Origin of the sequence: Kitasatospora arboriphila (genome assembly GCF_039528095.1) — a bacterium.
Lineage (GTDB): Bacteria > Actinomycetota > Actinomycetes > Streptomycetales > Streptomycetaceae > Kitasatospora > Kitasatospora arboriphila.
Window position 1 is genome coordinate 177,762 of record NZ_BAAALD010000002.1, and the last position, 25,692, is coordinate 203,453.

20 protein-coding genes and 5 tRNA genes are annotated in these 25,692 nt (G+C 74.4%); 19 read left to right on the plus strand and 6 right to left on the minus strand.

Annotated elements, in window-relative coordinates; translation table 11 throughout:
* Positions 1 to 14 precede the first annotated feature (14 nt).
* The 18 genes from argJ to ABD353_RS02050 all read left to right on the plus strand — a co-directional run bounded on the left by argJ (position 15) and on the right by ABD353_RS02050 (position 21,755).
* Positions 15 to 1,169 carry a bifunctional glutamate N-acetyltransferase/amino-acid acetyltransferase ArgJ gene (gene argJ, locus ABD353_RS01965; RefSeq protein ID WP_344621710.1) on the plus strand — a complete coding sequence of 385 codons (1,155 nt, stop codon included), beginning with the start codon at positions 15 to 17 and terminating at the stop codon, positions 1,167 to 1,169.
* A gap of 19 nt (positions 1,170 to 1,188) precedes the next feature.
* A complete protein-coding gene (gene argB, locus ABD353_RS01970; RefSeq protein ID WP_344621666.1) occupies positions 1,189 to 2,121 on the plus strand; it encodes an acetylglutamate kinase in 933 nt (310 codons plus the stop codon).
* Complete coding sequence (locus tag ABD353_RS01975) at positions 2,118 to 3,317, plus strand: acetylornithine transaminase (RefSeq protein ID WP_344621667.1); 1,200 nt, start codon at positions 2,118 to 2,120, stop codon at positions 3,315 to 3,317. The genes argB and ABD353_RS01975 overlap by 4 nt, the downstream gene beginning before the upstream one ends.
* Before the next feature lie 23 nt (positions 3,318 to 3,340).
* Positions 3,341 to 3,889 carry an arginine repressor gene (locus ABD353_RS01980; protein ID WP_344621668.1) on the plus strand — a complete coding sequence of 183 codons (549 nt, stop codon included), beginning with the start codon at positions 3,341 to 3,343 and terminating at the stop codon, positions 3,887 to 3,889.
* Positions 3,890 to 4,265: 376 nt separating this feature from the next.
* Entirely contained in the window at positions 4,266 to 5,459 is a 1,194-nt protein-coding gene (locus tag ABD353_RS01985; protein WP_030268595.1) for an argininosuccinate synthase, read from the plus strand.
* A 78-nt stretch (positions 5,460 to 5,537) separates the two neighbouring features.
* Positions 5,538 to 6,977, plus strand: coding sequence for an argininosuccinate lyase (gene argH, locus ABD353_RS01990; RefSeq protein ID WP_344621669.1), 1,440 nt, complete (start codon positions 5,538 to 5,540; stop codon positions 6,975 to 6,977).
* 66 nt (positions 6,978 to 7,043) lie between these two features.
* Entirely contained in the window at positions 7,044 to 7,613 is a 570-nt protein-coding gene (locus tag ABD353_RS01995; protein WP_344621670.1) for an RNA polymerase sigma factor, read from the plus strand.
* A 267-nt stretch (positions 7,614 to 7,880) separates the two neighbouring features.
* On the plus strand, positions 7,881 to 8,381 hold the full coding sequence (locus tag ABD353_RS02000; protein WP_344621671.1) for a GNAT family N-acetyltransferase: 501 nt from the start codon (positions 7,881 to 7,883) through the stop codon (positions 8,379 to 8,381).
* A gap of 479 nt (positions 8,382 to 8,860) precedes the next feature.
* Positions 8,861 to 9,883, plus strand: a complete 1,023-nt coding sequence (locus tag ABD353_RS02005; RefSeq protein WP_344621672.1) for a methionine ABC transporter ATP-binding protein — start codon at positions 8,861 to 8,863, stop codon at positions 9,881 to 9,883.
* Positions 9,880 to 10,614: a methionine ABC transporter permease gene (locus ABD353_RS02010; protein WP_344621673.1), complete on the plus strand. Its 735-nt coding sequence runs from the start codon at positions 9,880 to 9,882 to the stop codon at positions 10,612 to 10,614. The genes ABD353_RS02005 and ABD353_RS02010 overlap by 4 nt, the downstream gene beginning before the upstream one ends.
* A gap of 92 nt (positions 10,615 to 10,706) precedes the next feature.
* A complete protein-coding gene (locus ABD353_RS02015; RefSeq protein ID WP_344621674.1) occupies positions 10,707 to 11,543 on the plus strand; it encodes a MetQ/NlpA family ABC transporter substrate-binding protein in 837 nt (278 codons plus the stop codon).
* 187 nt (positions 11,544 to 11,730) lie between these two features.
* Entirely contained in the window at positions 11,731 to 12,363 is a 633-nt protein-coding gene (locus ABD353_RS02020; RefSeq protein ID WP_344621675.1) for a GNAT family N-acetyltransferase, read from the plus strand.
* Positions 12,364 to 12,509: 146 nt separating this feature from the next.
* Complete coding sequence (cbiE, locus tag ABD353_RS02025; protein WP_344621676.1) at positions 12,510 to 13,760, plus strand: precorrin-6y C5,15-methyltransferase (decarboxylating) subunit CbiE; 1,251 nt, start codon at positions 12,510 to 12,512, stop codon at positions 13,758 to 13,760.
* Between the two features lie 374 nt (positions 13,761 to 14,134).
* Positions 14,135 to 17,809 carry a nicotinate-nucleotide--dimethylbenzimidazole phosphoribosyltransferase gene (gene cobT / locus ABD353_RS02030; protein WP_425555053.1) on the plus strand — a complete coding sequence of 1,225 codons (3,675 nt, stop codon included), beginning with the start codon at positions 14,135 to 14,137 and terminating at the stop codon, positions 17,807 to 17,809.
* 17 nt (positions 17,810 to 17,826) lie between these two features.
* Positions 17,827 to 19,059, plus strand: a complete 1,233-nt coding sequence (gene cobA / locus ABD353_RS02035; RefSeq protein WP_344621677.1) for a uroporphyrinogen-III C-methyltransferase — start codon at positions 17,827 to 17,829, stop codon at positions 19,057 to 19,059.
* Between the two features lie 170 nt (positions 19,060 to 19,229).
* Positions 19,230 to 19,637, plus strand: a complete 408-nt coding sequence (locus ABD353_RS02040; protein ID WP_344621678.1) for a YciI family protein — start codon at positions 19,230 to 19,232, stop codon at positions 19,635 to 19,637.
* A gap of 7 nt (positions 19,638 to 19,644) precedes the next feature.
* Entirely contained in the window at positions 19,645 to 20,790 is a 1,146-nt protein-coding gene (locus ABD353_RS02045) for an RNA polymerase sigma factor (RefSeq protein WP_344621679.1), read from the plus strand.
* Positions 20,791 to 20,948: 158 nt separating this feature from the next.
* Positions 20,949 to 21,755, plus strand: a complete 807-nt coding sequence (locus ABD353_RS02050; protein WP_344621680.1) for a TrmH family RNA methyltransferase — start codon at positions 20,949 to 20,951, stop codon at positions 21,753 to 21,755.
* Between the two features lie 70 nt (positions 21,756 to 21,825).
* On the opposite strand, the gene ABD353_RS02055 is transcribed toward ABD353_RS02050, so the two are convergent.
* Positions 21,826 to 23,793, minus strand: coding sequence for a serine/threonine-protein kinase (locus ABD353_RS02055; protein WP_425555054.1), 1,968 nt, complete (start codon positions 23,791 to 23,793; stop codon positions 21,826 to 21,828).
* Between the two features lie 545 nt (positions 23,794 to 24,338).
* Here ABD353_RS02055 and ABD353_RS02060 point away from each other — a divergent pair.
* Positions 24,339 to 24,530, plus strand: a complete 192-nt coding sequence (locus ABD353_RS02060; protein WP_344621681.1) for a hypothetical protein — start codon at positions 24,339 to 24,341, stop codon at positions 24,528 to 24,530.
* 229 nt (positions 24,531 to 24,759) lie between these two features.
* Here the strand turns inward: ABD353_RS02060 and ABD353_RS02065 are convergent.
* The 5 genes from ABD353_RS02065 to ABD353_RS02085 all read right to left on the minus strand — a co-directional run bounded on the left by ABD353_RS02065 (position 24,760) and on the right by ABD353_RS02085 (position 25,250).
* Positions 24,760 to 24,831, minus strand: a tRNA-Val gene (locus ABD353_RS02065).
* 28 nt (positions 24,832 to 24,859) lie between these two features.
* Positions 24,860 to 24,931, minus strand: a tRNA-Val gene (locus tag ABD353_RS02070).
* A 28-nt stretch (positions 24,932 to 24,959) separates the two neighbouring features.
* Positions 24,960 to 25,031 (minus strand) — tRNA-Val (locus tag ABD353_RS02075).
* Between the two features lie 33 nt (positions 25,032 to 25,064).
* Positions 25,065 to 25,138: transfer RNA gene (locus tag ABD353_RS02080), tRNA-Cys, on the minus strand.
* A gap of 39 nt (positions 25,139 to 25,177) precedes the next feature.
* A tRNA-Gly gene (locus tag ABD353_RS02085) sits at positions 25,178 to 25,250 on the minus strand.
* Positions 25,251 to 25,692: the final 442 nt, after the last annotated feature.

Below are 25,692 nucleotides of genomic sequence, written 5' to 3' on the forward strand. Positions count from 1 at the left end.
CCGACCATCAGAACATCGGCGTGACGGCGGCGAAGGGCTTCCGAGCGGCCGGCGTCACGGCCGGCATCAAGGCCTCGGGCACCCCCGACCTCGCCCTGGTCGTCAACGACGGCCCGCAGTTCGCCGCGGCCGGCGTCTTCACCTCCAACCGGGTCAAGGCCGCGCCGGTGCTCTGGTCGGAGCAGGTGCTGAAGACCGGCTCGCTCGCCGCGGTCGTCCTCAACTCCGGCGGCGCCAACGCCTGCACCGGCCCCGAGGGATTCCAGGACACCCACGCCACCGCCGAGAAGGTCGCCGCCGAGCTGAACACCGGCGCGATCGAGGTCGCCGTCTGCTCCACCGGCCTGATCGGCGTGCGGCTGCCGATGGACCTGCTGCTGCCCGGCGTCGAGCAGGCCGTGAAGGCGCTCAGCGAGGACGGCGGTCAGGCCGCCGCGATCGCCATCAAGACCACCGACACCGTGCACAAGACCGCCCAGGTCACCGCCCCGGCCGGCTGGACGGTCGGCGGCATGGCCAAGGGTGCGGGCATGCTCGCCCCGGGCCTCGCCACCATGCTGGTCGTCGTCACCACCGACGCCGCCGTGGAGAGCGCGGACCTGGACGCCGCGCTGCGCGGCGCCACCCGCACCACCTTCGACCGGGTCGACTCCGACGGCTGCATGTCCACCAACGACACCGTGCTGCTGCTCGCCTCCGGAGCCTCCGGCGTCGTGCCGGAGGCGGCCGAGTTCGCCGAGGCCGTCCGCACCGTCTGCGCCGACCTTGCCCGCCAGCTGATCGGCGACGCCGAGGGCGCCTCCAAGGACATCCGGATCGACGTCACCGGCGCCGCCACCGAGGACGAGGCCGTCGACGTCGCCCGCACGATCGCCCGCAACAACCTGCTGAAGTGCGCCATCCACGGCGAGGACCCGAACTGGGGCCGGGTGCTGGCCGCGATCGGCACCACCTCCGCCGCCTTCGAGCCGGACGCGCTCGACGTCGCCATCAACGGCGTCTGGGTCTGCCGCGGCGGCAGCGTCGGCGAGGACCGCGACCTGGTCGACATGGCCGGCCGCGAGGTCGTCATCACCGCGAACCTCAACGCCGGCAGTGCCGCGGCGACGGTGTGGACCAACGACCTCACCGCCGACTACGTGCACGAGAACAGTGCCTACTCGACCTGATCCCGGGGGACAAGAGACCGTGAAGATCGCACCCAAGGGTGAACAGGCCCGCAGCAACGCCGCGCTGCCCAAGGCCCGCACCCTCATCGAGGCGCTCCCGTGGCTGGAGCGCTTCCACGGCAAGACCGTCGTCATCAAGTTCGGCGGCAACGCCATGGTGGACGAGGACCTCAAGGCCGCCTTCGCCCAGGACGTCGTCTTCCTGCGCTACGCCGGCCTGAACCCGGTCGTCGTGCACGGCGGAGGCCCGCAGATCAACGCCCAGCTCGACAAGCTCGGCCTGGAGTCCTCGTTCACCGCGGGCCTGCGGGTCACCACCCCGGAGACCATGGACGTCGTCCGGATGGTGCTCGCCGGGCAGGTCCAGCGCGAGCTGGTCGGCCTGCTCAACGGGCACGGCCCGTTCGCGGTCGGCATGACCGGCGAGGACGCCCACACCATGACGGCCGTCAAGCGGTACGCCGTGGTGGACGGCGAGCAGGTCGACATCGGCCTGGTCGGCGACATCGTCAACATCGAGGCCGGCGCCGTGAAGGCGCTGATCGGCGACGGCCGCATCCCGGTGATCTCCTCGATCGCCCGCGGCGCCGACGGCCACGTCTACAACATCAACGCCGACACCGCCGCGGCCGCGCTCGCGGTCGCGCTCGGCGCGGAGATGCTGGTCGTGCTGACCGACGTCGAGGGCCTCTACAAGGACTGGCCGAACTCCGACGACGTGATCAGCCAGCTCACCGCCTCCGAGCTGGAGGAGATGCTGCCGACCCTGGCGACCGGCATGCTCCCCAAGATGGAGGGCTGCCTGCGGGCCGTCCGCTCCGGCGTGGGCACCGCCCGCGTGCTGGACGGGCGGGTGCAGCACAGCCTGCTGCTGGAGATCTTCACCGACGAGGGCGTCGGCACCATGGTCGTGCCCGACGACGAACCGACCGTACTCGGGGGCCTGGCATGAGCAACAGCGAACTGACCCAGCGGTGGCAGCACGCGCTGATGGACAACTACGGCACCCCGCGGATCCCGCTGGTCCGCGGCGAGGGCGCCAAGGTCTGGGACGCCGACGGCAACGAGTACCTCGACCTCGTCGGCGGCATCGCCGTCAACGCGCTGGGCACCGCCCACCCGGCCGTCGTGGAGGCGGTCACCCGGCAGATCACCACCCTCGGCCACGTCTCCAACCTCTTCATGGCCGAACCGACCGTGAAGCTCGCGGAGAAGCTGCTGGAGCTGTTCGGCCGCCCCGGCCGGGTGTTCTTCTGCAACTCCGGCGCCGAGGCCAACGAGGCCGCCTTCAAGATCAGCCGGCTGACCGGCCGCACCCACCTGGTCTCGATGCAGGGCGCCTTCCACGGCCGGACGATGGGCGCCCTCGCGCTCACCGCCCAGCCCGCCAAGCAGGAGCCCTTCCGGCCGCTGCCCGGCGACGTCACCCACGTGCCGTTCGGCGACGTCGAGGCGCTGCGGGCCGCCGTCACCACCGAGACCGCCGCCGTCTTCCTGGAGCCGATCCAGGGCGAGAACGGCGCGATCCCGCTGCCCGACGGCTACCTGCGGGCCGCCCGGGAGATCACCCGCGCCACCGGCACCCTGCTCGTCCTCGACGAGATCCAGACCGGCGTCGGCCGCACCGGCCACTGGTTCGCCCACCAGGCGTACGAGGGCGTCGAACCGGACGTCGTCACCCTCGCCAAGGGCCTCGGCGGCGGCCTGCCGATCGGTGCCGTGGTCGCCTTCGGCGACACCGCCGACCTGCTCCACCCGGGCCAGCACGGCACCACCTTCGGCGGCAATCCGGTGGTCGCCGCGGCCGGCCTCGCCGTCCTGGAGACCGTGGAGTCCGAGGGCCTGCTGGAGCACGTCCGCAAGATCGGCGACAAGCTGCGGCACGGTATCGAGGCGATCGGCGACCCGCTGGTCGACCACGTCCGCGGCGCCGGGCTGCTGCTCGGCATCGTGCTGACCGAGCCGGTCTCCGCCAAGGTGCAGGCCGCCGCCCAGCAGGCCGGTTTCCTGGTGAACGCCGCCGTGCCGGACGCCGTCCGGCTGGTGCCGCCGCTCGTGCTGACCGAACAGGAGGCGGACTCCTTCCTCGCGGCGCTGCCGGGCATCCTCCGGACGGTGCGCGGGGAAGCCCCCGACGCGAACAGCTGAGCGGAGTCCGGGAGAATCGTCACATGACCGCACCCCAGTCCGACCAGCCCGCCTCCGGGGCGACGCCGCAGGTCCCGCAGACCCGCACCGCGCGCCACCGGCGGATCGTGGACCTGTTGACCCGTCAGCCCGTCCGCTCGCAGAGCCAGCTCGCCAAGCTGCTCGCCGACGACGGACTGGTCGTCACCCAGGCCACCCTGTCGCGGGATCTGGACGAGCTGGGCGCGGTGAAGATCCGCAACCGGGACGGCGCACTGATCTACGCCGTGCCCGCCGAGGGCGGGGACCGCACCCCGCGCGCGCCGATGGGGGAGTCCGCCAGCGAGGCCAGGATGGCCCGGCTGGCGGGCGAACTCATGGTCTCCGCGACGGCCTCCGGCAACCTGGTCGTGCTGCGCACCCCGCCGGGCGCCGCGCAGTTCCTCGCCTCGGCGATCGACGCCGCCGAGACCTACGAGATCATCGGCACCATCGCGGGCGACGACACGGTGCTGCTGATCAGCCGCGACCCGTCAGGCGGCCAGGCGCTGGCCGACCACCTGATGCAGCTGGCACAGGCCAAGGCGCAGTAGCGCTCCGGTTGAATGCACACCACCCCGGCGACCGGCGAGGTCGCCGGGGTGGTGGGCGTCCCGGCGTAGGACCGACCGGCACACGGGGGGCGTCGTGGCGCCACGGCTGTCGCCCTACGCCGGCATCAGCCGCTGGCGCGGCGGGCGCTCCTTCTCCCGCCCCCGTGTGCCGGTCGGTCCACATTCGTGTCCGGCGCAGCGCCGGGACGGTCGTTGACCCTGCCCCGGGGCGGGCCTACCTTGGCCGCGAGCCAGGCCCGGGCCGGGCCGCGTTTTGAAATCCATACGCGGTAGTGCATACTTATGCCTAACGCCGTATGGGACTCGCCCCGCTGTGAGCTCCGCCCCGTTCGTACCGTCTGTGAAGGAGAAAGCCGTGACCGAGCGCGTCGTACTCGCCTACTCGGGCGGTCTGGACACGTCCGTCTGCATCGGCTGGATCGCCGAGGAGACCGGCGCCGAGGTCATCGCCGTCGCCGTCGACGTCGGCCAGGGCGGCGAGGACCTGGACGTCATCCGCCAGCGCGCGCTGGACTGCGGCGCCGTCGAGGCCGAGGTCGCGGACGCCCGCACCGAGTTCGCCGACGAGTACTGCCTGCCGGCCCTCAAGGCCAACGCCCTCTACCAGGGCCAGTACCCGCTGGTGTCGGCCCTCTCCCGGCCGGTGATCGTCAAGCACCTGGTCGCCGCCGCGCAGAAGCACGGCGCCACCACCGTCGCCCACGGCTGCACCGGCAAGGGCAACGACCAGGTCCGCTTCGAGGTCGGCATCAACTCGCTGGCGCCGAACCTCAAGTGCATCGCCCCGGTCCGCGACTACGCGATGACCCGCGACAAGGCGATCGCCTTCGCCGAGGCCAAGGGCCTGCCGATCGCGACCACCAAGAAGTCGCCGTACTCGATCGACCAGAACGTCTTCGGCCGCGCCGTCGAGACGGGCTTCCTCGAGGACATCTGGAACGCCCCGATCGAGGACGTCTACGAGTACACCCAGAACCCGGCCACCGCGCGCGAGGCCGACGAGGTCGTCATCACCTTCGAGGCCGGCGTGCCGGTCGCGATCGACGGCCGCAAGGTCACCGTGCTGCAGGCGATCGAGGAGCTGAACAAGCGGGCCGGCGCCCAGGGCATCGGCCGCCTCGACATGGTCGAGGACCGCCTCGTCGGCATCAAGTCCCGCGAGATCTACGAGGCCCCCGGCGCGATCGCCCTGATCACCGCCCACCAGGCCCTGGAGAACGTCACCGTCGAGCGCGAGCTGGCCCGCTACAAGCGGCAGGTCGAGCAGCGCTGGGCCGAGCTGGTCTACGACGGCCTCTGGTTCTCCCCGCTGAAGCGCGCCCTGGACGGCTTCGTCAACGAGGCCAACCAGAGCGTCTCCGGCGACATCCGGATGGTGCTGCACGGCGGCCGCGCGGTGGTCAACGGCCGCAAGTCGGACCAGTCGCTGTACGACTTCAACCTCGCCACCTACGACACCGGCGACACCTTCGACCAGTCGATGTCCAAGGGCTTCATCGAGATCTTCGGCATGTCCTCGAAGATCGCCGCCCGCCGCGACCTCGCCTGATCCCGAACGGCCAACCGGGCCCCGGCCGCTCTCCCCGCGGCCGGGGCCCGCCCCCATCACCTGTAAGGAGCCCACGCGATGACCGCCGACCAGAACGCCGCCGGCAGCAATCCTGAGCTGCGCCTCTGGGGCGCGCGCTTCGCCGACGGCCCCTCCGAGGCGCTGGCCAGGCTCTCCGCCTCGGTCCACTTCGACTGGCGTCTCGCGCCCTACGACATCGCCGGCTCCAAGGCGCACGCCCGGGTGCTGCACACCGCGGGCCTGCTGAGCGCGGACGAGCTCGACGCGATGCTGGCCGGGCTGGACACCCTGCTGGCCGACGTCGAGTCCGGCGCCTTCACCGGCACCGTCGCCGACGAGGACGTGCACACCGCCCTGGAGCGCGGCCTGCTGGAGCGCCTCGGCCCCGACCTCGGCGGCAAGCTGCGGGCCGGCCGCTCCCGCAACGACCAGATCGCCACGCTGTTCCGGATGTACCTCCGGGACCACGCCAAGACCATCGGCGGCCTGGTGCTCGACCTCCAGCACGCCCTGGTCGGCCTCGCCGAGGCCCACCCCGACACCGCGATGCCGGGCCGCACCCACCTCCAGCACGCCCAGCCGGTGCTCTTCGCCCACCACGTCCTCGCGCACGTGCAGGCCCTCGGCCGGGACGCCGAGCGGCTGCGCCAGTGGGACGCCCGCACCGCCGTCTCCCCGTACGGCTCCGGCGCGCTGGCCGGCTCCTCGCTCGGCCTCGACCCGCAGGCGGTCGCCGCCGACCTCGGCTTCGAGCGGGGTTCGGTCGGCAACTCCATCGACGGCACCGCCTCGCGGGACTTCGTCGCCGAGTTCGCCTTCGTCACCGCCATGATCGGGATCAACCTCTCGCGGATCGCCGAGGAGGTGATCATCTGGAACACCAAGGAGTTCGGCTTCATCACGCTGCACGACGCCTTCTCCACGGGCTCCTCGATCATGCCGCAGAAGAAGAACCCGGACATCGCCGAGCTCGCCCGCGGCAAGTCCGGCCGCCTGATCGGCAACCTCACCGGCCTGCTCGCCACCCTCAAGGCGCTGCCGCTCGCGTACAACCGCGACCTGCAGGAGGACAAGGAGCCGGTCTTCGACTCCTGCGACACCCTGGAGGTCCTGCTGCCGGCCTTCACCGGCATGATGGCCACCCTGACCGTCCACCGCGAGCGGCTGGAGGAGCTGGCCCCGGCCGGCTTCTCGCTCGCCACCGACGTCGCCGAGTGGCTGGTCAAGCAGGGCGTGCCGTTCCGGGTCGCGCACGAGGTCGCCGGAGCCTGCGTCAAGACCTGCGAGCAGCAGGGCATCGAGCTGGGGGACCTGACGGACGCCCAGTTCGCGGAGATCTCCGAGCACCTGACGCCCGAGGTCCGCTCGGTGCTCAGCGTGCACGGCGCCATCGCCTCCCGCAGCGGCCGCGGCGGCACCGCACCGAGCGCGGTCGCCACCCAGCTCGCCGAGGTGAAGGCGGACCTCGCCGTCCAGCAGGAGTGGCTGCAGGGCTGACACGCCCTCTCGTCCTCACGGGGGCGCGCCGGGTGACCCGGTGCGCCCCCGCTCGTTGCGGCAGGCGTGACCGACGCCCGTGCCCGTCCCGACGAGCGGCCCGCCGACGACAGGTCCCGTGGGCCGTGCCGGGTCCGGGCCCTCGCGGAGCTGGCCCGCGCCGAGGTGCGCCGCGACCTCGCGGCGTTCCTCGCCGTGCTGGCGCGGGGCGGACCGGACGGGGAGGACCTGGAGCAGGAGGTCTGGCTGCAGGCGGCCGAGCGGGCGGCCGGGCCCGGGCTGCCCCGGGACCTGCGCGGCTGGCTGCGGGCCCGCGCCGTCCGGGCCGTGCTGACGGCCCGCCGGACGGCCGCCCCGGAGGTCCCGGTGCCGCGGCCGCCGGTGGCCCGCCGCGGGCCGCACGAGGAACTGCTGGCCGCGGAGCTCGGCAGGGCCGTCCGCCGGGCGCTGGGCCGGCTCTCCGGCCGCTGCCCCGAACTGCTGCTCTCGCTCGCCGAGTCGCCGGAGCTCAGCTACACCGAACTGGCCGCTCGGACGGGCATCCCGCGGGGCTCGATCGGCCCGACCCGGTCGCGCTGCCTGGCCTGCCTGCGGTCGCTGCTGGCGGCGCGCCGCGCGGACCTGACGGGGGAGTGACCGCGTACGGTCGAGAACGTGACGCTCGCCACGTCCGGCGGCCGGAAGGTTGAGACCCGGCGAAGCCGGGGTAGAGCGCTGGCGAACGTCTCTCCCGGCGTCGGGTCCGGCCCGCGTGTGCGCGGACCGGCCGCAGCGCCGTGCCGTCGCCCGGGAGCCGTTCGACCCTCTTCCCGGCCGGGCCGATCCCCGTCCGGGACCTCAGGCCGGGCACCGGTGCACACCCTCGGCGGCGCACCGGGCACTAACGATGGGGAGACCCCGCACATGGGCATGAGTGTGATCATCTCGCCGGCGACGCAGGACGACGCGGAGCAGATCCTCAAACTGCAGTACCTCGGCTACCAGGACGAGGCCGCGCTCTACGGGGACTGGGCCATCGAGCCCCTCACCCAGACCCTGGAGAGCCTGCGGGCCGAGCTGGGCGAGCAGGAGTTCTTCGTCGCCCGCCTCGGCGACGAGGTGGTCGGCACCGTCCGCGGCCGGCTGGACGCCGACGGCACCGCCCGGATCGGCCGCCTGGTGGTCCACCCGCGGATGCAGCGCCACGGCCTCGGCGGGCGCCTGCTGGACGCCGTCGAGCGGCGCCTGCAGGCCGTCGGCACGGTCTACGCCTTCGAGCTCTTCACCGGCCACCGCAGCCTCGGCAACCTGCGGCTGTACGCCCGGCACGGCTACCGGCAGACCGGCGTCCGCGAGGTGTCCGGCCGGCTGTCGCTGGTGACGCTCAGCAAGACCGTGCCGGTGCCGCTGGCGGCCTCCGCCTGACGCCCCCGCCCGACGCCCCGTTCCGCCCGACGGCGCCCTCCCCACTCGGGGACGGGCGCCGTCGGGCTTGCGGCACAAGGGTCGTGTCCGCATTCCGGACCGGATCTCCTGTTTATTGGGATCGTGTCCGAAGGTCTGCTTAACTGTCTTCATGACTGCGACCACGACATGCACCCCCACCGGCACCGCGCCGGGCGGCGCGCGCCGCATGTGCTGTCGCATGTGTCACCACTGAGGGCCCTCGTCCCCCTCCTCGCGCCCCGAAGCGAGTACCCGCGCCGCCCGTCCGGCGCCCGCTGAGCCACCGCGTCGCCGATGCCCCGCCAGGGCCCTGCCCACGCGCACGCATCCGGCCCGGCAGCCACGGCCGACGTACGGCCACACCCCCACACCCCCTCCCTCCGGCGTGCCCCCGCACGCCTGCGAACGCCCGGTGCGCCGGCCCACGAGGCCGCGCCCCCGACCAACGGAAAGCAGCCGTGATCACCACTCAGGGCCTCACCAAGGTCTACCGCTCGCGCGGCCGAGAGGTCACCGCCCTCGACGGCGTCGACCTGCACGTCCGCGAGGGCGAGGTCTACGGAGTCGTCGGCACCAGCGGCGCCGGCAAGTCCACCCTCATCCGCTGCGTGAACATGCTGGAGCGGCCCACCGCCGGCACCGTCACGGTGGACGGCGTCGACCTGACCGCGCTGCCCGGCGGCGAGAACCGCGCCGGCCGCGAACTGCGCGAGGCCCGGCGCCGGATCGGCATGGTCTTCCAGCACTTCAACCTGCTCTCCTCGCGGACCGTCCAGCAGAACGTCGAACTGCCGCTGGAGATCATCGGACTCGACCGCACCGCCCGCCGCCGCAAGGCCGCCGAGCTGCTCGACCTGGTCGGCCTCGCCGACAAGGCCCGCAGCTACCCCGCCCAGCTCTCCGGCGGCCAGAAGCAGCGAGTCGGCATCGCCCGGGCGCTGGCCGGCGACCCCAAGGTGCTGCTCTCCGACGAGGCCACCAGCGCCCTCGACCCGGAGACCACCCGGTCGATCCTCGCCCTGCTGCGCGACCTCAACCGGCAGCTCGGCCTGACCGTCCTGCTCATCACGCACGAGATGGACGTCATCAAGTCCGTCTGCGACTCGGCCGCCCTGATGCGCGGCGGACGGATCGTCGAGTCCGGCGCGCTGACCGACCTGCTCGCCGACGGCGACTCCCGGATCGCCCGCGACCTCTTCCCGCTCGGCGAGTTCGCCTCCGGCCACAGCGGCCGCACCGTCGTCGAGATCACCTTCCAGGGCGACACCCCGGCGCAGCCGTTCGTCTCCCAGCTCGCCCGCACCTACCAGATCGACATCAACATCCTCGGCGCCGCGGTGGAGACCATCGGCGGCCGGATGGTCGGCCGGATGCGGGTCGAACTGCCCGGCGGCCACCGGGACAACGTCGTCCCGATCGGGTTCCTGCGCGAGCAGGGCCTGCAGGTCGACCTGCTCACCCCCGAGGGGGTGGCGGCATGACCTGGGACCAGATGCAGGAACTCCTGTGGCCCGCCACCCGGGAGACGCTCCAGATGGTCGGCGTCTCCTCGCTCGCCACCGTGCTGCTCGGACTGCCGCTCGGCGTCCTGCTGGTGCTCACCGACAAGGGCGGCCTGCTGCAGCACCCGGGCTTCAACCGGGTGCTCGGCGCGATCGTCAACATCGGCCGCTCACTGCCGTTCATCATCCTCATGGTGGCGCTGCAGGGCGTCACCAAGGCGATCGCCGGCACCACCATCGGCTGGCAGGCGGCCACCGTGCCGCTCACCATCGGCGCCATCCCGTTCTTCGCCCGGCTCGTCGAGACGGCCGTCCGCGAGGTGGACGGCGGCCTGGTCGAGGCCGTCCAGTCGATGGGCGGCTCCACCGCCACCATCGTCCGCAAGACCCTGCTGCCCGAGTCGCTGCCCGCCCTGGTGGCCTCCGTCACCACCACGGTCATCGCACTGATCGGCTACTCGGCGATGGCCGGCGTGGTCGGCGGCGGCGGCCTCGGAGACCTCGCCGTCCGCTACGGCTACCTGCGCTTCGAGACCGGCTTCATGTGGGTGATCATCGCCGAGCTCGTGGTCATCGTCACCGCGCTCCAGCTGATCGGCGACTTCTCCGTCCGCCGGCTGAGCCACCGCGGCGCCACCCCGAGGCGGTTCCGCCCCGAGGCCGTCGGCCTCCCCGGCGAGGCGGAGGCGGAACCCGCCTCCGCCCGCTGACCCAGACCCGCGGCCGGAGACCCCGGCCCGCACCCCGGCGGCCGTCCGCGACGGCCCGCCGACCACCGCACCACCGGAGAAAGGCACTTTTCGTGCGTAACGTCCTGAAGTTCACCAGCGTCCTCGCCACCGCCGGCGTCGCCCTCACCCTCGCCGCCTGCGGCAGCGAAGGCTCCTCGTCCTCCGGGGCGAGCGCCGACCCGAACAAGACGCTGACCGTCATAGCCAGCCCCACCCCGCACGCCCAGATCCTCGACTACGTCAAGAAGAACCTCGCCGACAAGGCCGGGCTCAAGCTCGACGTCAAGGTGGTCACCGACTACGTGACCCCCAACACCGCGGTCCAGGACGGCTCGGCCGACGCCAACTACTTCCAGCACGTTCCGTACCTCGACGACTTCAACAAGAAGAACGGCACCGACGTCGTCTCCGTCGGGACCGTCCACCTGGAGCCGCTCGGCCTCTACTCCAAGAAGGTCAAGTCCGTCGCAGAGCTGAAGGACGGCGCCGAGGTCGGCGTCCCCAACGACGCCACCAACGAGGGCCGCGCGCTCCAGCTGCTCGCCGCCGACAAGGTCATCACCCTGAAGTCCGGCGCCGGCACCACCGCCACCGTCCAGGACATCGCCACCAACCCCAAGAACCTCAAGTTCAAGGAGCTGGAGGCGGCCCAGCTGCCGCGCTCACTCGGCGACCTCGACGCCGCCGTCATCAACGGCAACTACGCCCTCGACTCCGGCCTCAAGCCCGCCACCGACGCCATCGTCCTGGAGAAGGCCGACGGCAACCCCTACGCGAACATCCTCGCCGTCAAGAAGGGCCACGAGAACGACCCGCGGGTCCAGAAGCTCGCCCAGCTGCTGCACTCCGCCGAGGTCAAGAAGTACATCCAGGACACCTTCAACGGCTCGGTGGTCCCCGCCTTCTGAAGCTGACCGCCACCGCTCCGACCGGGCCCCGCCGCACCCCGCGGCGGGGCCCGGCCGCGCGTCGCGCACCCGCCGCGGCCGTGTCGGCGGCCGATCTGACGGGCCGTCGCCGGAATGCAGGTACCCTGGCACGCCCGAAGAGAGGCGGGGCGTACGGTGTGTCCACGACCCGGCGAGGAGAGACGGCATGGCAGCGAGCTTCCCCGAGACGGCCATCAGCACGGAACGGCTGTTGCTGCGCCCGCTCGACGACGGCGACACCGCGGGCCTGACCGCCCTCGCCTCCGACGACCAGGTGCACACCTGGACCTCCCTGCCCTCGCCGTTCACCGAGGCGCACGCGCAGCACCTGATCCGCGTCCTCGCCCCCGGCCGGCGCGCCGAGGGCGGCGGCATCGTCTTCGCGGTCGCCGAACACCTCACCCAGCGCCTGGTCGGCCTGGTCGACCTCCGCTGCACCGACTGGCGGCTGCGCTCCACCGAGATCGGCTTCATCACCGCCGCCTGGGCCCGCGGCGAGGGCTACGCCCCGGAGGCCGTCCTCGGCGTCGCCCAGTGGCTCTTCGAGGACCGCGGCTTCCTCCGCCTGGAGCTGCGCACCGCGGCCGGGAACATCGCCGCCCAGCAGGTCGCCCAGAAGACCGGCGCGATCAGCGAGGGCGTGCTGCGCAGCGCCGGCATAGTCCGCGGCGAGGAGCCCGACCAGCGCGGAGCTCCCGACACGCGCACCGACCTGATCCTGTGGAGCCTGCTCCCCGAGGACCTCGACGCGCCGCAGAGCGGGCCGCTCGCCGAACAGCGCTACGTCCTCCACGACTGACCGTCACCGGCCGCCCGCCACCGGCCACCCGACCGCGGGGCGGCGATGCCCGTCCGACCCGCCCCACCCGGTAGCCTCTGCACGTGGACGCGCAGGTGCGCCGTCCGCACAGGGGCGGATTTTCGGGCGAGGGAGAACAGCCGCAGATGGCTGACCGGATCACGGTCATCGGGTGGGACGGCACACCGCTCACGGAGGCGGCGGCCACCGCGCTCGCCGGGGCCACCCTGGTCGCGGGAGCTCCGTACCAGCTCGCCGCACTGCCGGTGCCGGCCGGCGCCGAGCGCATCGCACTCGGCAGCGTGCAGTCCGCCGCCCGCCGGATCGCCGAACACCGCGGCACCGCGGTCGTGGTCGCCGAGGGCGACCCCGGCTTCTTCGGCGTCGTCCGCACCCTCCGCCGGCCCGAGTACGGCCTCGAACTCGAAGTCCTGCCGGCCGTCTCCTCGGTCGCCGCGGCCTTCGCCCGCGCCGGTATGCCCTGGGAGGACGCCCAGGTCGTCTCCGCGCACGGCGGACGGCTGCGCCGGGCCGCCAACGTCTGCCGGGCCCACCCCAAGGTCGCCGTCCTCACCACCGCCGACGCCGGCCCCAGCGAACTCGCCCTGATGCTCCGCGGCGTGCACCGGACCTTCGTGGTCTGCGAGGCGCTCGGCACCCCGGAGGAGGACGTCACCGTCCTCACCTCCGACCGGGTGCCCGACCACGACTGGCGCGACCCCAGCGTCGTCCTGGTGATCGGCGGCTCGCCGCAGAGCAGCGACGAGGCCGCCGGCTGGCTGGCCGGCCGGCCGGTGGGCTTCCCCGGCGGCGACCGCGGCTGGGCGCTGCCCACCGAGGCGTACACCGGCACCGACCCCGCGGGCCGGCCGTTCGACGGCGCGCGGGCGCTGCCCCCGCTGCACCGGGCGCTGGCCGCCGCCCGGCTCGGGCCCGTCCCCGGCGACCTGGTCTGGACGGTCGGCGCCGGCTGCGGTGCGCTCGCCGCCGAGATCGCCCGCTTCGGCGCCGCCGTGGTCGCCGTCGAGGAGGACGGCGCCGCCTGCGCCCGGATCGGCGTCAACGCCCGCCGGTACGGGGTCGAGGTCGACGTGGTGCACGGCGCCGGACCCGACGTGCTCGGGGGCCTGCCGGAGCCCGACGCGGTCGCAGTGGAGCGCGGCGGCGCACAGGTGGTGCGCGCGGTGCTCGCGCGCCGCCCCGAGCGCCTGGCCGCCGTCGCGCACACCCTGGCCGAGGCCGAGGAGATCCGGGAGGCGGCCGCGGCCGCCGGCTACCGCGTCGAGGGCACCCTGCTGCAGGCGGCCCCGCTCGAACCCCGCCCCGACGGCCCGGCCGGACTCGCCCTCGGCCCCGCCGAGCAGACCGTCGTGCTCTGGGGCGGACTGGCCCCCTGACTGTCCGTATGCCGGACAACCACCGGACCGTACCGGGTGATCCCCGTCGCATCCGGACACCGATTCGAGAGCCCGTCGGCCCCGACCGATAGGGTGGCGTCCTGGTTGCGCACGGCGATCGGTGCACCGTGTCCATCCGGTACGGACGGTGCCCGGCGACGTGCCGCAATCGCCAGGGGCGAAGTCCACGGGCATTCGACGCGGCACCCGCCGGGCCGGGAGAATGCGTCGGGGCCCGACGCGGACGTGCCGGATGCCCCGGCTAGTCGTTAATTCTGATGGCGCGCCACCCGGGACGGGTGGCGGGCAGGGGTGGCAGCGGTCGGCGATCGCGTCGCCGAGGACGCGAAAGCGGCCTGGAAGGAGCTTTGGACATGACCGATGGCGGCCACCTCCCGAGTGATGGCTCCCTCGTGCCCCCGGGCGGGCACGGCGCGGTTGCACCGGACCACCTGGCCGGCGTCGACCCGCTGACCGCGCCCATCGAGGCCGTCGCGCCCGGCAGCGTCCCCCTCGGCACCGACACCTGGCAGGGCGGCCACCGGCCGTCCTTCACCTTCCTCGACCAGCCGGACCAGCTGGACGACGACGAGGACGTCCTGCTGATGCCCGGCCCGCAGGGCGGCTGGGGCGACGCCGTCCACGGTGCCGTCGAGACCGTGCTCGTCGAGCCGACCGCCGTCGAGCCGACCGCCCCCGCACCGATCGCGGTGGAGGCGCTCGCCGCCGTGCCCGTCGAGCAGCCCGTCCAGGCCGCGCCGGTGGTCGACACGATGGCGCTGCGCACCGTCGACGAGAGCGCCGTGCCGGGCGCCCAGGCGTCCGCCGAGCAGCCCGCGGGCGTGCCCGTCGAGCCCTCCTGGCCGCCGCTGAACCCGCCCGGCCTGGCCCCCGCCGACCTGCAGCCCGCCGGCACCGGGCCGATCGGCGAGGCACCGGCCGCCCCCGCCGCACCCGTCCAGGGGGGCGCCGCGCCGATCGCCGTGCCGCCGGTCGCCGTGCCCGCCGAGCAGCCCGCACAGACCGTGCGCCGCCCGCTGCACGCCGGCCCGCCGATCCCGGACCCGTCGCTGATGACCGGTCAGGTGCCGGTCCGTTCGCTGGCCGACCGCGGACCCTCCGCGGTCCCCGTCCCCGGCGGCACGCCCGCCCACGGGGTGCCGATCGCCACCGTCCCCGCGCCTGCCCCCGCGCCCGAGCAGTTCGTCCAGCCGCAGCCGCAGCCGCAGCCGCAGCCGGTGCTGGCCGCCGTCTTCGTCGAGCCGGTCGTCGCCGGTCCCGTCCCGGCCGAGCAGCCCGCGGGCGTGCCCGCGGAGGCCGCCGGTCCCGCCGTGGCCGTCGCCGAGCAGCCGCTCGTCGTCGAGGCCGCCGCCGCTGCGCCGATCGCCGTGGAGCCGGTGGCCGAGGCGGTCGCCCCCGTCGAGCAGCCCGCGGCCGAGAACGCGGCCGCCGCGCAGGCCGTCGCCGTCGTGGTCGAGCCCGTGCCCGCCGCGCAGCCCGCCGACGCCGCCCAGGCCGCCATCCCGGCGCAGCCCGGCGCCGCACCGCGCCGCATCGCCGCCTTCCTCGCCGACCCGGCCCCGCAGCACGGCCTGCCCGAGCCGCAGCCCGTCGCGCCGGAGGCCGCCGCCGAGGTGCCGGAGGTCGTCCAGCAGCCGGCCGCGCCCGAGCAGCCCGCTCAGGAGCAGCCCACTCAGGAGCAGCCCACTCAGGAGCAGTCCGCTCCTGAGCAGTCCGCTCCTGAGCAGGCCGTGCAGGAGCAGCAGTCGCCGGAGCAGGCCGCTGAGCCGTCGCCCGTGGTGGCGGAGGAGTCGGCGCCCGCCGAGCAGGCCGCCCCGGTGGAGGCTGTCGCGCCCGCCGAGCAGGTCATCGAGCAGGTCGAGCAGGCCGTCGAGCCGCAGGCCGTGGTCATCGAGGCCGCACCGGTGGAGCCCGCCGGGGCCGAGGCCGTCGAGCCCCAGGCCCCCGCCGAGGAGGCCCCGGCCGCCGAACCGGTCGTCGCGGAGGAGCAGCAGGCCGCGGCCGCCGCGCCGGAAGCCGCCGCACCCGAGGCCGGCTCCGAGCCGACCGCGGAGCAGTCGGCCGAGCAGCCCGCCGAGCAGCCCGCCGTCGAGGAGACGGTGCCCGCCGAGCAGCCCGCCGCGGCCGAGGCCGCGACCGAAGCCACGCCCGTGGAGGCCGTTTCCGTGGAGTCCGCCGCCGTCGAGGCCGTCACCGAGGTGCCCGAGCAGCCGGCCGGGCCGGACGCCGAGGCCGCCGCCGAGAACGCCGCCGGGACGGACTCCGACGAGCGCCCGCCGGCCGCCCCCGGCCTGGACGACGCCGCCCGCGAGGCCGTCCACCAGGTCATCCGCGAGCGCCGCGACATCCGCAACGGCTTCCGCCCCGACCCGATCCCGCACGAGGTGCTGCTGCGCGTCCTGGAGGCGGCCCACACCGCCCCCAGCGTCGGCTACTCGCAGCCCTGGGACTTCGTCGTCATCCGCTCCCGCAAGACCCGGCGCAAGATGCACGAGCTCGCCCAGCGCCAGCGCGACGCGTACGCCGACTCGCTGCCCAAGGGCCGGGCGAAGCAGTTCAAGGAAATCAAGATCGAGGCGATCCTCGAGACGCCGGTGAACATCGTGGTGACCGCCGACCGCACCCGCGGCGGCCGGCACACCCTCGGCCGGCACACCCAGCCGCAGATGGCCCCGTACTCGGCCGCGCTCGCCGTCGAGAACCTCTGGCTGGCCGCCCGCGCCGAGGGCCTCGGCGTCGGCTGGGTGAGCTTCTTCGACGAGGACGAGATGGTCCGCGAGCTCGGCCTGCCCGAGCACCTGGAGGTCGTCGCCTACCTCTGCGTCGGCTACGTCGACGCGTTCCCCGACGAGCCCGAGCTGCAGCAGCAGGGCTGGGCCAAGAAGCGCCCGCTGTCCTGGGTCGTCCACGAGGAGCAGTACGGCAACCGCGCGCTGCCCGGCGAGGAGCCGCACAGCCTGCTCGCCGACACCCTGCGCGGCATCCGCCCGCTGGACGCCAAGTCCCTCGGCGACGCCTGGGACCGCCAGAAGCGGATGACCAAGCCGGCCGGTTCGCTCGGCGTGCTGGAGATCATCGCCGCGCAGCTGAGCGGCCTCGCCCGCAAGTGCCCGCCGCCCGTCCCGGAGCCCGGCTGCGTGGCGATCTTCGCCGGCGACCACGGTGTGCACGCCCAGGGCGTCACCCCCTGGCCGCAGGAGGTCACCGGCCAGATGGTCGCGAACTTCCTCGCCGGCGGCGCGGTCGTCAACGCCTTCGCCGCCCAGGTCGGCGCCGAGGTGTGCGTGGTCGACGTCGGCGTCAAGGCCGACCTGCCGGAGGCCATCCAGCAGGGCCGCACCACCGGCCTGCTGCCGCGCAAGGTCAAGGCCGGCACGGACGACATGACCCAGGGCCCGGCGATGAGCCGGGAGGAGGCCGTCCAGGCGATCGAGGTCGGCATCGAGACCGCCCGCGACCTGGTCGCGGCCGGCAACAAGGTGCTGATCACCGGCGACATGGGCATCGCCAACACCACCGCCTCCGCCGCCCTGATCGCCGTCTTCACCGGCACCGACCCGGCCGAGGTCACCGGCCGCGGCACCGGCATCGACGACGCCACGCACGCCCGCAAGGTCGAGGTCGTCCGCGCCGCGCTCGCCCTGCACCAGCCGGACGCGGCCGACCCGATCGGCGTCCTCGCCGCGGTCGGCGGCCTGGAGCACGCGGCCATCGCCGGCTTCCTGCTCGGCGCGGCCTCGCTGCGCACCCCGGTCATCCTGGACGGCGTGATCGCGGGCTCCGCGGCCCTGGCCGCCAAGGCGATCGCCCCGGAGGCGCTGGCCGCCTGCATCGCCGGCCACCGTTCGGCCGAGCCCGGCCACCAGGCCGCGCTCGCCAAGCTCGGCCTGCGCCCGCTGATCGACCTGGACCTGCGCCTCGGCGAGGGCACCGGCGCCCTGCTGGCCCTTCCGCTGGTGCAGAGCGCCGCCCGGGCGATGCACGATGTAGCCACCTTCGACTCCGCCGGGGTCACCGAGAAGGCCTGAGCCTCCCGGCCCCGCCCATGAACGCGCCCGCACCCCACCCCAGCACCGAGGGCCTCACCCCGTACCCGGTCGGTCTGCTCCTCACCGGCCGGCGCGTGGTCGTGATCGGCGGCGGCCAGGTCGCCCAGCGCCGGCTGCCCGCCCTCATCGCCTCCGGCGCCGACATCCACCTGATATCCCCGTCCACCACGCCGGCCGTGCACGCGATGGCCGACGCGGGCGAGATCACCTGGCACGAGCGCCGCTACACCGACGGCGACCTCGCCGACACCTGGTACGCCCTGGTCGCCACCGACGACCCCGGGGTGAACACCGCGGTGTCCGCCGAGGCCGAGCGGCTGCGCGTCTTCTGCGCCCGCAGCGACGACGCCTCCGCCGCCACCGCCTGGACCCCGGCCAGCGGCCGGGACGGCGGCGCCACCGTCGCCGTCCTCACCGGCGACCCGAGGCACTCCGCCGGCCTGCGCAACGCCATCGTCGACGGCCTGCGGGACGGCTCGCTCGCCGCCCGCCAGTACCGCGAGCGCACCCCCGGCGTCGCCCTGGTCGGCGGCGGCCCCGGCGACCCGGACCTCATCACCGTCCGCGGACGCCGGCTGCTCGCCGACGCCGACGTGGTGGTCGCCGACCGCCTCGCCCCGCGCGAGCTGCTCGCCGAACTCCCGCCGCACGTCGAGGTCATCGACGCCTCCAAGATCCCCTACGGCCGCTACATGGCCCAGGAGGCGATCAACCGGACGCTGATCGACCACGCCAAGGCCGGCAAGTTCGTGGTCCGCCTCAAGGGCGGCGACCCGTACGTCTTCGGCCGCGGCGGCGAGGAACTGCTCGCCTGCGTCGAGGCCGGGCTGCCGGTCACCGTCGTCCCCGGCATCTCCAGCTCGATCAGCGTCCCGGCCGCCGCCGGCATCCCGGTCACCCACCGCGGCATGACGCACGAGTTCACCGTCATCTCCGGCCACGTCGGCCCGGACGAGCGCTCCCTCACCAACTGGGACGCCGCCGCCCGGATGACCGGCACCCTGGTGCTGCTGATGGCCGTCGACAAGATCGGCGCGATCGCCGCCAAGCTCGTCGAGTGCGGCCGACCGGCCGACACCCCCGTCGCCGTCGTCCAGGAGGGCACCACGGCCAGCCAGCGCCGCGTCGACGCCACCCTCGCCACGGTCGGCGCCACCGTCGCCGCCGAGCAGATCAAGCCCCCGGCCGTCATCGTCATCGGCGACGTCGTCAACGTCCTCGCCCACTGACGCCGGACGCGCGATCCGCGGCCCCGACCCGCCCAGGGTCGGGGCCGCGGTGCTTCCCCCGACCGGTTTCGAAGAAATCTCCGCCGACCGTGTCGAGAATCCGCGACCGGCTCCGTCCCCGGGGTGAACGCGACCACAATGGGTCGCACAGCACCGAGGAGAACCACACCATGGCCAAGTACCTGCTGCTCAAGCACTACCGCGGCGCCCCGGACCCGGTGAACAACGTGCCGATGGAACAGTGGACGCCCGAGGAGATCTCGGCCCACGTGCAGTACATGCAGGACTTCGCGGCCCGCCTGGAGAAGAGCGGCGAGTTCGTCGACGGCCAGGCACTCGCCCCCGGGGGCACCTTCGTCCGCTACGACGGCGAGGGCCGCCCCCCGGTCACCGACGGCCCGTTCGCCGAGACCAAGGACCTCATCGCCGGCTGGATGGTGATCGACGTCGACAGCTACGACCGCGCCGTCGAACTCGCCGGCGAACTGTCCGCCGCCCCCGGCGCGGGCGGCCGGCCGATCCACGAGTGGCTGGAGCTGCGCCCGTTCCTGACCGAGCCGCCGACCGTCACCGAGTGACCCACCGATGGACGAGTCCCTGCTCAGGAGCCTCACCCCGAGCGTGCTCGGCATCCTCGTCCGCCGCGGGGCCGACTTCGCGGCGGCCGAGGACGCCGTCCAGGACGCCCTGGTCGAGGCCGTCTGCGTCTGGCCCGCCGACCCGCCGCGGGACCCGAAGGGCTGGCTGGTCACCGCCGCCTGGCGCAAGTTCCTCGACGCGGCCCGGTCCGACGCGGCCCGCCGCCGCCGCGAGGACCTCGTCGACGAGGAACCGCCGCCCGGCCCCGCACCCGCGGCGGACGACACGCTCCAGCTCTACTTCCTGTGCGCCCACCCCTCGCTGAGCCCCGCGTCCGCGGTCGCCCTCACCCTGCGCGCCGTCGGCGGACTGACCACCCGCCAGATCGCCCGGGCCTACCTGGTGCCCGAGACGACCATGGCCCAGCGCATCAGCCGGGCCAAACGCACCGTCTCCGGCGTCCGGCTCGACCGGCCCGGCGACGTCGCCACCGTGCTCCGCACCCTCTACCTGGTCTTCAACGAGGGCTACTCCGGGGACGTCGACCTCGCCGCCGAGGCGATCCGGCTCACCCGGCAGCTCGCCTCCGCCGTCGACCACCCCGAGGTGTCGGGCCTGCTCGCCCTCATGCTGCTCCACCACGCACGGCGGGCCGCCCGCACCGCCGCCGACGGCAGCCTCGTCCCGCTCGCCGAACAGGACCGCGGCCGGTGGGACACCGCATCGATCGCGGAGGGCATCGGGATCCTGCAGACGGCGCTCGCCCGCGACCGGCTGGGCGAGTTCCAGGCCCAGGCCGCCGTCGCGGCCCTGCACGCCGACGCGCCCACCGCCGCGGAGACCGACTGGGTGCAGATCGTCGAGTGGTACGACGAACTCACCCGCCTGACCGACAGCCCGGTCGTCCGGCTCAACCGCGCGGTCGCCGTCGGCGAGGCCGACGGCCCGCGCGCCGGACTCGCGGCACTCGCCGCCCTGGACACCTCCCTGCCCCGCCGCACCGCCGTCTCCGCCTACCTCCACGAACGCGACGGCGACCTCCCCACCGCCGCCCGCCTCTACGCCGAAGCCGCCCACCAGGCCCCCAACCTCGCCGAACGCGACCACCTCACCCGCCAAGCCGCCCGCCTCAACACCCACCTCCGCCCCTGAGACACCCATCCCCAGAGGGCAGCCACAACAGGGGCGTGGGGAACTGCGGAATCCGCGAGTGGGTATCCCCACGGCACGGGCCGAGCCCTGGTCCGCCGGGAGGCACCCCCACCCCGCCGGTTTGGCCAGTCCCACCCCCACCCGGCAGGATCGACCCCGTGTCCGAACCCCGTACCGTCACCGACCCCGCCGACCCCTGCCTCGCCGACTACACCGGCCTGACCGACGTCGAACTCCGCCGCCGCCGCGAGCCCGCCGAGGGCCTCTTCATCGCCGAGGGCGAGAAGGTGATCCGCCGGGCGGTCGACGCCGGCTACCGCATGCGGTCGATGCTCCTCACCCCCAAGTGGCTGGAGGTGATGGCCGACGTCATCGCGGAGGCCGAGGCCCCCGTCCACGTCGTGGAGCCCGCCCTCGCCGAGCAGGTGACCGGCTACCACGTGCACCGCGGCGCCCTCGCCGCGATGGAGCGCCGTCCGCTGCCCGCGCTCACGGACCTCCTCGGCCCGGCCCGCCGGGTCGCCGTCTTCGAGGACATCGTCGACCACGCCAACATCGGTGCGGCCTTCCGCAACGCGGCGGCCCTCGGGGTGGACACCGTCCTGCTCACCCCGCGCTGCGCGGATCCGTACTACCGCCGGTCGGTGAAGGTGTCGATGGGCGCGGTGTTCCAGGTGCCGTGGACCCGGCTGGACTCCTGGCCGGCGGACATCGGGACGCTCCGCGAGGCCGGCTTCACGGTCGCGGCGCTCTGCCTGAGCGAGAAGGCGATCACCCTGGACGAGCTGGCCGCCCGCGACGCCGAGCGGCTCGCCCTGGTCTTCGGCACCGAGGGCGACGGGCTGGCCCGCCGGACCCTCGCCGCCGCCGACGAACACGTCCGCATCCCGATGGACGCCGGTGTGGACTCGCTCAACGTGGCGGCCGCCTCGGCCGTCGCCTTCTACGCGACCCGCCCCCGCTGACCCCGACCCGCCCCCGCCGGCGCCGACGCAGACGCGCCCGCACCGGCCCCGTCCCGCCCGCGCCGCCCCGTCAGCGGCTGCCGCCGGACACCCCGGCGCCCGGCCAGGCCTCTTCCAGGCCGCCGTCGGCCCGCGCGGTGTACCGGGTGGACGAGGTCGCACCGGTCAGCGAGACCTTCTCCTCGCGCAGCAGCGCCCCGTTCTCGAGCCGCCAGGCGGCCGCGGCCTGCGGGTCCGCCGCCGAGGCACGGGAGGAGACCAGCGCCGGCGCGCCCCCGTTGAACGAGAACAGCTCGACCAGGTCGACCGGGACGGACCCTTCGGTCCGCCGCAGCACCACCAGGGCGGCGGGCGCCTCCCGGTAGCGGGCCGGCAGCACGGTGCTGAGCGCGATCTGTGCGCCGTCGCCGCCCGCCTTGCCGTCGTGCAGCCGGATCTCCGGCCCGCCCGCCGGGTCGGAGTAGGCGCGGTTGGCCCAGTCCACGGCGGGCAGCTGACCGGTCGCCGGGCCGAACCCGGCCGCCCCGCCGACCGACGGCGCGGTGGCCGCCGCGGAACTCGATCCGGCCGGTGCGGCGCCGTCCAGGGAGAGCGCGGGTGCGGAGGCCGCGGGGGAGGGGCGGTCGGCCGGGCCGCGTCCCTGGTTGCTGCGGTTCTCGCAGCCCTGCGCGGTCGCGATGGCCAGGGCCACGCCCAGGGTCACCGTGACGAAGACCACCAGCCGCTGCCGCAGCAGCCGCCGCCGGGAGTCCGCCGAGGGCCGCCCGGGGACGGGCGTGTGCTGGCGCTCCCGCGGCCGGCCCGGCGCGGGCGTGTGCGGTCGTACGGGCGTGCGGTGCCGGTCCCGCAGGGTGTCCTGGCCGTCGGGGTGCGGTACACCGCCGTGCGGCGGCTGTCCGGGGGCCCGGCGGGGCGGTCTGCCCGTCGGGACGCGTCCGCCGACCACGGGCCGCTGCCCGCCCGCCCGGCCGTGCCCCGCCGGCTGTCCCGGCCCGTACCCCGGCCCGTACCCCGGGGTGTGGCCCTGTCCGGCCTGCGGACCGGCACCCGGCCGCGGTGTCTGCTGCCCCGGTGCCGGGCCGGCGCCCGGCCCGTGCCCAGGACCAGCGCCGTGTCCCGGAGCCGCGCCCGTGCCCGGACCGTGGGCCCGGTCGGGTGCGGCGACCTGCGCCTGCTGCTGTGCGGCGGGGCCCGGCGCTCCGCTGCGGGCCCGTCCGCCCAGCACGGTGCCCCGCGCGGCGAGTTCGGTCAGGCGCTCGTGCAGCGCCGCCGCGGCGGGCCGCTCGCCCGGCTCCTTGGCCAGGCAGGCGCCGATCAGCGGCGCCAGCACCGGCGGCACGCCGGCGAGGTCCGGCTCCTCGTGCACCACCCGGTAGAGCATCACCTCGGAGGAGGCGCCGGAGCCGAAGGGCGACTCCCCGGTGAGGGCGAAGGCGATCGTCGCGCCGAAGGCGAACACGTCGGTGGCCGGGGTCACCGCCGCCCCGCGGACCTGCTCGGGCGCGAGGAACCCGGGCGAGCCGACCGCCGTCCCGACGTGGGTGAGCGTGGAGGCGCCGCGCGACCAGGCGATGCCGAAGTCGATGATCCGCGGGCCGCGCGGCGAGAGCAGGATGTTGGAGGGCTTGAGGTCGCGGTGGACGACCCCGGCCTCGTGCACCTTCACCAGCCCGTCGGCGAGGGCGGCGCCGATCCGGGCCGCCTCCGGCCAGGGCAGCGGGCCCTCGTCCGTGACCCGCTTGTACAGCGAGGGCCCGGGCACGTAGGCCGTCGCCAGCCACGGCCGCTCGGCCTTGAGGTCGGAGTCGACCACGCGTGCGGTGCAGCCGCCGCGGATCCGGGAGGCGGCGGCGACCTCGCGGGCGAACCTGGTGCGGAACTCCGCGTCCCCGGCCAGCTCGTCGCGGATCAGCTTGAGGGCGACCCGCTGGCCCTTGCGGTCCGAGCCGAGGTAGACCACGCCCATGCCGCCGGCGCCGAGCCGTCGGTGCAGTCGGAACGGTCCGACGATGCGGGGGTCCTCACGCCTCAGCCGCATCATCGCCATACTCGTCCCCGTCAGCCTGTGGAGTGAGGCCCCGTCGAGTGGGCCGTCGTCAGATCCTGTCCGGGACAGCTTACGGACTGGCCGCAGTGCTGTGCTGACACGCAACACCCCGAGGGGCGGTCGGATTGTCCGATCTCCGTCGAAAGGCGTTCCGCGGGTACCCGGAGCACCCTTGTCCGGGGCCTGCGCGTCGCACGCGAACGGCGCTCCGGCGGGCCCGCCCGACGCCGCCGCAGGACGGGCTCCCGGCCGTCCCCGGGAGCCCCCCTCGGGGTGGGCCTCAGGGTTGCGTCGGGGATGCGATCGGTTCCGTCTCCCCCTCCGGTAGTAGGCGGCACGACCCGGCCTCATCCTCGGGGAGGCCGGTGGAACCGTGCGCGGGCATGACGCCCGGTGGGGGCCCTCCGGCCTACTGTTGATCTCGACGGCGGGCCGCTACTCGTCCCCCGAGGTCCCGGCCCGCCGTCCCGACCACCCGACCGCCCCGTGCGGGCCGCCCAGCGGCCGCGCCCGGCGACGAGCAGGAGCAGACGATCATGGCCACGCAGTTCACCGGCACCGGGCGCCGCCACCGGCCCTTCGGCGGCCAGTCGCCCACCGGGGACAGGCACCCGGCGGTGGCCCTGGCCATCGCCGTGCCGTGCGCGGTGCTGCTGCTGGCGCTGTTCGGCGGCTGGGAGCAACTGGCGACCCAGGCTCGCGCCGTCGCCGATCTGATCGGGCGCTGACCCCAGGGGAGGGGTCCGCGCCGGCCGGGCGCGACACCGCAGGACACGTGGACGGGCCGAGCGGTGGCCACCCCGGCAGAGCAGGGGCCGGGTGCAAGGACGTCGGTGAGGGCGTCCGCACCCGGCACCTGCCTTTTCCGCACTCCGCACTCCGACGCGCACGCGTCGCCGTCGGCGCCGGACAACGAGGAAGGCCGCGGTCCACCGGACCACGGCCTTCGATCTTCTGTGCGCGATACTGGGATTGAACCAGTGACCCCTACCGTGTCAAGGTAGTGCTCTCCCGCTGAGCTAATCGCGCGGGTTTGTCAAGCCCTGCCGGGCCTGCGTGCGCGATACTGGGATTGAACCAGTGACCCCCACCGTGTCAAGGTGGTGCTCTCCCGCTGAGCTAATCGCGCTGGGATGCCGATCCCCGAAGAGATCGAGTGCGCGATACTGGGATTGAACCAGTGACCCCTACCGTGTCAAGGTAGTGCTCTCCCGCTGAGCTAATCGCGCGGGGAGGGCTCCCGGCGAACCGGGGGCACCTCTTGGAGGTGGAGACGGGATTTGAACCCGTGTACACGGCTTTGCAGGCCGTTGCCTCGCCTCTCGGCCACTCCACCAGGCAACTTCGGAGAACGATCTTACCCTGTTCTCCATCGAGCGGACGACGAGATTCGAACTCGCGACCCTCACCTTGGCAAGGTGATGCTCTACCAACTGAGCCACGTCCGCCTGTCTCCCGGCTGCTTCCCCGCTTTTCTTCGGTTCCGCGTCCCGGCGACGTGTTGAACTCTAGCGGATTCCCGGGCCAGCTAAAAATCCGTTCCCGCAGCGTGGCGCGGGGGTGGCCGGAAGGTGGTGCTCCGTCAGCCGTCCGGGTGGCTCCCCGGCCGCCCGGGGCGGGGGCTGCGGCGCAGGTCCAAGGGCCGCCCCCGGCCGCCCCGGCGGGCCGCCGACCTACACTTCAGGCACCGGGCAATCCCCGAACCGGCCCCGCGCCGCATCCGCGCGGAGCAGCACCCGAGTCCGCGCAGGAGAACCGTGTCCGGCCGCACCGCCCCCCTCAGCCCCGACCAGCCGATCGCCCGCTTCGGCGGCCGTCTCGCCACCGGGCTGCGCGAGGTCTCCGGCGACCCCGCGGGCCTCGACCGCGGGGGGCTCTGGGGGGGGGGCG